The organism is Sphingomonas sp. 66-10, assembly GCF_001897045.1.
GTDB classification, from domain to species: Bacteria; Pseudomonadota; Alphaproteobacteria; order Sphingomonadales; family Sphingomonadaceae; genus Sphingomonas; species Sphingomonas lycopersici.
Genome location: NZ_MKRR01000094.1, coordinates 11173 through 18132 on the forward strand (window position 1 = coordinate 11173; position 6960 = coordinate 18132).

General features: G+C 60.2%; 6 protein-coding genes. 4 read left to right on the plus strand and 2 right to left on the minus strand.

What is annotated here, in order from left to right:
• Both BGN95_RS07465 and BGN95_RS07470 read right to left on the minus strand, forming a co-directional pair.
• On the minus strand, window positions 1–1252 hold a 1252-nt coding region (locus tag BGN95_RS07465; RefSeq protein WP_353744682.1), incomplete at its 3' end, for a c-type cytochrome.
• 222 nt (window positions 1253–1474) lie between these two features.
• Window positions 1475–1969 carry a hypothetical protein gene (locus BGN95_RS07470; protein ID WP_286772149.1) on the minus strand — a complete coding sequence of 165 codons (495 nt, stop codon included), beginning with the start codon at window positions 1967–1969 and terminating at the stop codon, window positions 1475–1477.
• A gap of 522 nt (window positions 1970–2491) precedes the next feature.
• On the opposite strand from BGN95_RS07470, the gene BGN95_RS07475 reads away from it, so the two are divergent.
• The 4 genes from BGN95_RS07475 (at window position 2492) to BGN95_RS07490 (ending at window position 6526) form a co-directional block, all read left to right on the plus strand.
• Window positions 2492–3022, plus strand: coding sequence for a YybH family protein (locus tag BGN95_RS07475; protein ID WP_286772150.1), 531 nt, complete (start codon window positions 2492–2494; stop codon window positions 3020–3022).
• An 823-nt stretch (window positions 3023–3845) separates the two neighbouring features.
• Window positions 3846–5159, plus strand: coding sequence for a type II restriction enzyme NmeDI-related protein (locus tag BGN95_RS07480; RefSeq protein ID WP_286772151.1), 1314 nt, complete (start codon window positions 3846–3848; stop codon window positions 5157–5159).
• Between the two features lie 100 nt (window positions 5160–5259).
• Window positions 5260–6108 carry a DUF4396 domain-containing protein gene (locus BGN95_RS07485; protein WP_286772152.1) on the plus strand — a complete coding sequence of 283 codons (849 nt, stop codon included), beginning with the start codon at window positions 5260–5262 and terminating at the stop codon, window positions 6106–6108.
• Window positions 6109–6193: 85 nt separating this feature from the next.
• The gene (locus BGN95_RS07490; protein WP_286772153.1) at window positions 6194–6526 is read left to right on the plus strand and encodes a four-helix bundle copper-binding protein; all 333 of its coding nucleotides are present in this window, start codon (window positions 6194–6196) and stop codon (window positions 6524–6526) included.
• Window positions 6527–6960: the final 434 nt, after the last annotated feature.

Here is a 6960-nt window from a genome sequence, read left to right on the forward strand (position 1 = left end):
CACCCACGAAAGTGGAGGCCCTTGTTGCCGTATCGGGCGCGAGCGCGGCTTCCGCTTCGTCGAAAAGCCCGTCGAGCACCGTTACCTTTTCGGCGAGATCATCGGGCGCGGCGCCGCGATCAATCGCAGCGCGATACTCGCCCATCTTGCTTTCGATACGACCCATGACCGTCGCGTCGCGGGCGGTGAGTGTCGGTTCGATCGGCTCGAACCCGTCAAGATAGGCGGACAGTGCCAGCTTTTTCGCCGTACGCCAGTCGCCACGCCGGGCAGCGGCGACGCTTTCGCCTAGCTTGGTCCGCGCTACCGCCAGCGAGCCAGGAGCCTGTTGCATGACCTGGTCGGGCTGACGGCGCAGAAACGCGAGCACCGCATCTGCCTTGGCCTCGCCAATAGCCGCTCCAAGGGCGGCTGGGGTGATCGTGGCTAAAGTTTTAAGATCCGGAATGCGCTGGCGAAGCGCCGCGTCCGCCCTCCACAGCCGTTCCCCTTTACGCGCCTGTGCGTCGCTGAACGCAAAGCTTCCGGCGCGGAACGCGACCGCCCAACGCTCATCAGTTGGCAGATCGGCGAAGCTCTGCATCGCGGTTCCATCGATCCCCTGTGTGACCGCTTGGTAGAGCGCGAACACGCTGCGCTGGCGCGCGCGTGCCGCATCAGTAAACGCGATTGGAGGGGTTGAGAGCTTGGCCGCGTCAGGGCCATGCCCGTTGCCTGTCATCCCGTGGCAGGCCGAGCAGGTTTGTTTGAACAAGGCTGCTCCCCCGGCGATGTTCGGGATCTTGTCGGGCGCAAGCGGCACCGGATAGGCGACAAGCAGATCGGCCGCAAGACGGTGAGCGAGCGTTGTAACGCCTCCCGGCGCGCTCTTTCGGGCAATCATAGCTTGGAGGTTGGCGGCCCCTTCGATGAGCGCCTTGCGCTCTGCCATAGCCGGCAGATTGCGGAGACGACCCGAAACCGAGGCTGCGAACTCGGTCATCTCGGCATATTCGGACGCATTCTTAATGCGGCCGTGCTCGACCGCGCCGCTGTAGTCGACCGCCACATAGTCAAGCAGCCGCCATGCGGTTTGCACCTCATCGTGGTCGGCTGTATGGGCCGCGTGAAGAGCTTCAGGTATCGCGACGAGGAAGAGCAATGCGATTAGTGTCTGACGCAGGGACCGCAGTAAGAAACCGGACGTCCCGATCGCGCCGGAAGGCGCGAAATAGGCAGCCGCACCGTGTGCGCCGATAGTCAGTTCGGTCATCTCGCCTCGTACATTTGCCGCATTAACAAAAAATATTGATTGCGATCAACTCGCATTAGCGCGAATCGGCACGATTACCAGCAAGTGTTGTCGCGGAGCGCAGACCAACGCGCAGGCGGAGCGGCGATTTCGTATGCCACCGCCGAAGAAACGCCTCCTGTCTCTGGCCTCCCCGCGCCGTGGACAGCCACAGCAACCGCAACACTATCTCGTACGGCGCACTCAAAATAGGAAAGACAAAGCTGCGGCAATCAGCCCCGACGCCAACAAAAATGAACATACCAATCTATGTTCGCGACGTTTATTGGCGACATTCTGGATTCGTATGACGGTATCACCCGCGGAGCGCTCTTCGTTGTACCGTGATTTTCCGAAAATTCGGTCGGCGTCTTTTGAACTCAGCCCGAAAAACGCCATTGCGTCTGTCAGATGTGGATCCCGCAATCCATTCAAACGAAGAATAGGATCAAGATAAGCTATTTCTATGGCAGTTCCGCTCGTCAATAGCGTCTTTTGCTCCGCGAGCGTGAGGCACCACGTCGGCGGCAGCAAACGTAGCATCTCGGTCGGACGGCGATTGAGCAATTCGATCCAGCGAGCGAGTCGCTGCTGCTTGCTTAGTGTTCGCGACAGCGCTGACCAATTCCGTTTGACGCGGCGAATCGGAAATAACTGAGTCAACTGCATTACGCAGCCGCCCTGCGAACGCTTTGCCATTAGAACCCGCCACCAAAGATCGCCTTCAACATTTCGCGGTCCTGCCTTATAGCGCGATCTTCGAAACGGCAGGCGTCTTCAGGTTCAAATGCGCGCGCATAGCCGGTCCCAGGTCAGCGACGGATTGTCCCCGTACACCCCGACTGCAGGCTGACTGGATGATTAAAACGGTGTCATCAGCAGCAGCAGCCTTTTTCGGTTGGTCAAGCTATTGGATTGGAGGCTTCAGAGGCGGAATCCAGTTCCGCAGCCGAAGATCGCGGATGTTCTATCGCCGTCGGAAGGGAAACACTCATCTTTCGCCTCTCACTTCGCGGGAATGTCGAGCCTTCCACGTCGTCAAAATATTGAAGGCCTCGATGAAGATGGTGCGGGCGATTAGCGATTGGCTTCGCCGCGGGCCGGCTCTCTCGAGCGATTGGGTTGCAGCCGCGCAAGTTTGCCACGCGAGGTCTTGACGCAGGTGAACGATCCCCGCCAAGCTGCACCAATCATTGAAACTGCTCTTTTGAAGGTAAGATCATGCGCGCTACGTTCTTTCGTGCCCAGACACGCCCAGACACATCAGCGTGGTGTCGGCGTGCATTGCGGAGCGGTCTACCGCGCTTCCTCGCTATCGCGACATTACTGACCACTCCTGCCTTCGCCCAATCAGGTTCACCGGAGACCGTAGCGGTTCGGGCGGTTCTCGAACAATATAAGGAGGCGATCGAGCGCCTTGATGCTACCGGCACAGAGCAATTGTTCTCTTCCGACTCCGAGATTTTCGAAAGCGGAGGCAGCGAAGGGACTTATCCGCAGTATCTCGCGCATCACCTCGGACCAGAGCTTAAGCAATTCTCTTCGTTCCGTTTCAGCAACTACCGCGCGTCGGTCAGAATGGAGGATGGCCTTGCGTTAGCGGACGAGGCTTACGACTACACGATCACAACCAGGAATGGCGAGAAGGTTCAGCGGCGCGGCGTTGCCACCAGCGTGCTCAAGAAAGTTTCTGGAAGTTGGAGGATTATGGTCCTACATACGTCGAGCCGCAAGCCTCCGGTTGACAAGTAAACGGGAAACTCCGGGGTTCGATTGGCTGCTACGCTGACGAGACCACCTTGAGGCAGGCGCGGCTTGCGTGGGGATTTTGATGATACTTTGCTTGCGGCCGGGCCGACACAAAATTGTCGGCCCGCGCCCGCTAACACCGCATTGTCTGTTCTGCGTTTGCATATAGTATTGACGCGTATATCGCGAGCTTTCTCGCGCAGACGCGAGCGGGGCCTGGATCCATCAAAGAGTAATCGCGCAGGCCATAGGTTCCCAGGTGAGGATGGCCTGCCCGCCGCGTGAACCCAGATGGAGGGCTGCGGAGCGGCCAAATCTGGCTCCAAGCCTGGCTTGGGCGTACCATTGACCACGATAGCAGTCTTCCAGGCGGTTTGGCCGCCTCAAAACTGAAAATTGTTGTTGCTTTCGCCAACGGCGCGCCGCGACAATGCGAGGTTTCACGGGGAAATCTTCTCGGATCCTGCCTCGGCGTCGGCAGCGTTGCAGCGGCTGACGAAGCGAGAGAGCGGCGCGACGGCTCGTGGCGCCGATCGCGACAATGCCGCAACACAGCCGAAGTCAGCTTGTCCAAGGCTGTGCCTTACGGCAGCTTCGGCCGCCAATCATTCTCCTTCAGGATCGGTGCGCGATGCGGCTTGTCGAAAATGGCTCGTACAGGCATGCACAAGCCATCGTATTTGACGTAATGTGAGGGTTGTCCGCACGCCGCTACGCATGACCGCGCAGTAAACTCGGCAGCGAATTCCGCCTGATCAGATACAAACGCTCGACGATTCCAAGAGGCCATTCTAACCTGCACGTCTCCAGGGGGAATTCCGGACCTATGACGACTACCAGCTGCCAGCCCATTCAAAGTGAGACGCACGACGGCCTTGTTCGCCGGTTGGTCATGCGCTGGCGCGACGACCCTGGCGCGACCTACCGGAACTGGTTTCTGTGGGACGAACGGCTCAAGAACTTCCGCTCGATCCGGCGCGGCATCGCCCAGGTTGTCGACGAGATCGAGGTGGGTACGTTCGGCGTCGCCTATCGTGGATCTTCACTTGAAACCGTCGTCCACTCCGTCGCGGAACAGCGCCAAATCTTTAGAGGCGCCGACCATGCATTTCTCTGGAAACCGAAACTGCGCATCCCCGACATCTACGAAAGCGCCGACAACCAACGCGCGTTCGGTCGTCTGCTCGACTCTTGTTCCTGCTGCGACACGGCTGAGGAGATCATCGGCCATATTCACGCGATCGACCGCTTGAAGATCAAGGGGCTCGGGCCGGCTGTCGCCAACCTGCTCTATTTTCTTCACCCAACGCTGATGCCGCCCTTCAACACCGCTATCGTCAGGGGCTATAACGCGCTGACCGGCGCAAACGTGAAGCTCGGGAGCTGGGAGCATTTTCTGGCAATGCGGACCGGCATTCTCGATTTGAACGAACGCCACCGCGACCTCCTGTCGAACGACCTTGGCGCGATCGGCGGCTTGCTGTTCGACATCGGCTCCGATCGCTACCCTGCTCCTCCCCTCGATGGAACTGGAGCAGCGCTGACGACCTGGAGTCAGCAACTTGAGGCAGCGCGCGAGGAAGCGCGCACGCTCAGCAAGGCCGCGCAGCGTGAAGGTGAGAACGAGCGCACGCATACCGAGATACAGGCGTGGCTTCGCGATCTAGGGCTGGCGATCGGCTATGACGTGTGGATCGCCGCAAACGATCGCAGCCGGTCCTTCAACGGATCGCCCCTTGGAGCCGGTTGCCTTGAGCGCCTGCCCGACACGATCGCGACGTCGAAGGGCGCGGACTCCATCCGCCTGATCGATGTTCTGTGGCTTGAGAAGGCCGGCGATCACGTGGCCGCCGCGTTCGAGGTGGAGCATTCGACCTCGATCTATTCGGGCATCGTCAGAATGCTCGACTTGGCGCTGAGCGGCAGCGATCTTCACGCGACCGCCGGGCTGTTCCTTGTCGCGCCAGACGCGCGCGAGGCGGACGTTCGCGCGCAATTGCAGCGACCGGCATTCAGCCGCGTCGCCGACCTCGACATATCCTACTTGCCCTATGGCGAGCTGGAGAAGAATAGGGATGCCATCGCGCGGTTCGGATCGGGGTTGAAGGCCATCAAGGCCGTGTCCAGCAAGCTCGCCTGAGACGCCGGCGAATAAGGGTTTGCGTTCGGAGCCGCGTATCCTCTAGCAGAGGAGCAAAGCTGCCGTGACGATGTCTTCCCAAGTTCCCTGGCTCGATTCCGTGCTGGTCGCGTGGTTCGTGCTGACCGCACTTTCCGTCGCCTACGTCGCGTGGGATGCCTTCACTCGCAACCCCGAGCTGAAAGTGATGAAATGGGGGTGGCTGCTGGTCACGCTCTACGGCGGTCCGATCATGGCCGCGGCCTATGTCCTGTCCTGCCAGGAACCCGCGAACGAGCGGCATGAGGATTTTGTTCGGCCGCTATGGAAGCAGGCATTCGGCTCGGCCATCCATTGCATGGCGGGCGACGCGACTGGCGTCATCGCCGCGGCCGCGATCACCACGGCGCTTGGCTTGCCGATGTGGCAGGACGTGGTCGCGGAATATGCATTCGGCTTCGCGTTCGGGCTGCTGATTTTCCAGGCGCTGTTCATGCGCGACATGGCGGGCGGTTCCTATAGGGGGGCGCTGCGCATGTCGTTCATCCCCGAATGGCTTTCGATGAATGCCGTCATGGCCGGCATGATCCCGACGATGGTGGTGTTGATGAGCCGCGACATGGCCGCGATGCACGCCAGCTCGCTGCGCTTTTGGGGCGTCATGTCGCTGGCGACACTCGTTGGTTTCGCCGTCGCCTATCCGATCAACCTTTGGCTTGTCGGCGTGCGCTTGAAGCACGGCATGGGCACGGTGCGGGTGCTCGGGCATGGCGGCCACGAGGTCGCGGCGGACCGGCGATCGGTGACGGAGATGCCCGGCATGGAGCATGACGCGATGCAGGGGATGAGCGGCATGGCGTCCGGCTCGCGCGCGACTCCGCCGCAGATCGCCGCGATGGCGATGCTAACCCTTGTCATGCTTGGTGCAGGCGTCGTCGTTGCAACGCTGTTCGGGCGCTGGGCAATGTAGCGTTGCCCTGCGGAACGATATCGGCAAGGGGTGAGCGCGCACAGCGCGTAGTTATGATCGATGGAGTCCGAACGGAGATAAACCGATGCATCAGATCGACCCCAACATGAGGGCGTGCATGGACGCCTGTCACGAATGCAACGTGACCTGCCTCCATATGGCGATGAACCATTGCCTTGAGACGGGCGGTCAGCACACCCAGCCGGCGCACGTGAAGATCATGTTCGACTGCGCGCAGATTTGCGCTGCCGCGATCGACTTCATGGCGTGCAACTCCGCTCACCGTCAGCATATCTGCCGCGATTGCGCTGAGATTTGTCGGGCGTGCGCCGCGAGTTGCGAGGGGTTGGACGGAATGGAAGACTGCGCCGCCGCGTGTCGCAAATGCGCCGACGCTTGCGATCGGATGGCAGCCTGAACGGCACTGGCGCAGGCACTCGAACCGGCTACGCACGAGAACACCGCGCGCTCCGATCAACCCACCCTTGACGGCCAACGGGATTCAGCCTCGCGGAACGAACAAGCAGCAGCACAACGTCAAGGATAGAGATGGAGTTAGGCGCCAGACTGCGATCGTCCTCTTCAACATATATATTACAAAGTTCCAACATAAACAGTTATGATCATATCAAGTTAAACCTTGGCTTACTGGAATGTTCATGAGAAATTCATGGGCCTCGCATTACTTCTAGCATTGTTCTCCGTGTGAGCAGACGCGCGAAGGAGAGTAGTAATGTTACGCAAGATGTTTGCCGCCGCGGTGGCCGCCACTTCTGTTACGGCGATGATGCCGAGCGCGGCAACCGCCCAAGAGTGGGGCCATAGCGGCAGCCATGCGCCGCGCGCCTACGA

Bases quoted from the DNA above. Each gene is read 5' to 3' on its own strand.
- BGN95_RS07470 (WP_286772149.1), bottom strand. From the start codon at position 1,969: ATGGCAAAGCGTTCGCAGGGCGGCTGCGTAATGCAGTTGACTCAGTTA.
- BGN95_RS07475 (WP_286772150.1), top strand. From the start codon at position 2,492: ATGCGCGCTACGTTCTTTCGTGCCCAGACACGCCCAGACACATCAGCG.
- BGN95_RS07480 (WP_286772151.1), top strand. From the start codon at position 3,846: ATGACGACTACCAGCTGCCAGCCCATTCAAAGTGAGACGCACGACGGC.
- BGN95_RS07490 (WP_286772153.1), top strand. From the start codon at position 6,194: ATGCATCAGATCGACCCCAACATGAGGGCGTGCATGGACGCCTGTCAC.